The 1,597-nt window shown below is 45.3% G+C and carries 2 protein-coding genes; one reads left to right on the forward strand and one right to left on the reverse strand.

The features are described 5' to 3' along the window. The first annotated feature begins 62 nt into the window (after positions 1–62). Entirely contained in the window at positions 63–1,076 is a 1,014-nt protein-coding gene (locus F6K37_RS41560) for a hypothetical protein (RefSeq protein WP_287257107.1), read from the forward strand. Between the two features lie 24 nt (positions 1,077–1,100). Here the strand turns inward: F6K37_RS41560 and F6K37_RS41565 are convergent, their stop codons facing one another. Further along, positions 1,101–1,271, reverse strand: a complete 171-nt coding sequence (locus F6K37_RS41565; protein WP_287257108.1) for a hypothetical protein — start codon at positions 1,269–1,271, stop codon at positions 1,101–1,103. Positions 1,272–1,597: the final 326 nt, after the last annotated feature.

The raw sequence follows: 1,597 nt of genomic DNA on the forward strand, positions 1-1,597 counted from the left end.
TCAATATTATGACCCTAGCTTATCAGGGAGTAGCAGTTGAGGATTTGCCTAGAACTGACGTAGTGGAGGAACGGCGTAAGCAGCTTTTTGATGCATATATCAAGAAAATGTTTAAGCGTCGTAAAACTAATCAACGATATGAGAATGCGCAAGTAAAGTACTGGCTAATTTGGCTGGCTCAGAGGATGGTTGAGGAATCACAAACGATATTTTTAATTGAAAAAATGCAGCCATCTTGGTTAGTAAATAGAAAGCAAAAACGAATTTATAGGTTGATGTTCGGGCTGATGGCAGGGCTGATGGTAGGGCTGATGGCAGGGCTGATGGCAGGGCTGATAGTCTGGCTGATAGTCTGGCTGATGGCAGGGCTGATGCTCGGGCTTGATAAAAAGGCAACGGAAGAAATCAAAACAGTTGAAAGACTTGATATTAATTGGAAAAAAATCTTGATTAACTGGGAGATTAACCGGCTGATGGGAGGGCGGATTGTCGGACTGATTGTCGGGCTGATTGTCGGGTCGATGGTAGGACTGATGTTTTGGCTGAACTTCGGGCTGAAAGGAGGGCTGATGGCAGGGCTGATGGCAGGGCTGACGGTAGTGCTGATGGGAGGGCTGATGGGAGGGCTGATCGAAGGGCTGGAGAGTTCAGAAATTGAAATAAAAACAAGTCCAAATCAAGGAATTTGGAAATCAGCTCGTAATGCTATAACTGTATGTCTGATGGGAGGGCTGATGTTTTGGCTGATAGGAGGGCTGATCGTCGGGCTGATAGGAGGGCTGGGGACAGGGCTGATAAGAGGGCTGATGGTCGGGCTGAAGGTCGGGCTGATCGAAAGGCTGATAATCGGGCTGATAATCGGGCTGATGGTTGGGCTGAAGAATGGTGGTCAAGCCTGCATCCAACACTTCATCCTTCGCCTTGTCCTCTACAGTAACAATTGCATCCCTTGGAACTATGCCCGCTTCCTGGACTATGCCGCTGATCGCATTTTCCTACAAAAAGTAGGAGGGGGCTATATCTTTATTCATCGGATGCTAATGGAACATTTTGCCGAGATGGAGCATGAGAATTAAGAATTGAGAATTGAGAATTTAGAATTAAGAATTGGAAGTTCTGACTTCTGACTTCTGACTTCTGACTTCTGACTGGGCAATAACTTGACTAGCAAGATTAAACTCAAATTCTAGAGCTTCATACTCGGCTTTTACCTCTGGATTTGCCAGAACTTGGGAGCGAACATCATCCCACTTAATTGTCTTTGCACTCATTTTTTATTGCTCCTATTTTGGTAATTATAGCCTTTCTAGGATTTATGAAGTACGCTTCTTAAGCTCAAAGTCACCCGAGCGAGGGATTGCTCGCTCGGGGGATTTAGGGGGATCCATTTGTACCTCATGGCATAGATAATTTCTATAGTTTATCTATTGGTTAATTAATTATTTTTCTGTGCTAAAAATTCCGCTCTACGAGATTCGGCAATTTTAATATTCTACATTCGCCCATTCTACTTGGTGGTGCGTTACGGTGCGGCTGTCCCAAAACTGGCTCTAGGGGTTGAACATCAGGGCAAGCCCGCCCCTAACGCACCCTACGC

Source organism: Moorena sp. SIO4E2 (assembly GCF_010671945.1).
Lineage (GTDB): Bacteria > Cyanobacteriota > Cyanobacteriia > Cyanobacteriales > Coleofasciculaceae > Moorena > Moorena producens.

What these genes read in the sequence shown, in the direction of transcription:
- F6K37_RS41565 (WP_287257108.1), bottom strand. Translation starts at nt 1,271, where the DNA reads ATGAGTGCAAAGACAATTAAGTGGGATGATGTTCGCTCCCAAGTTCTG.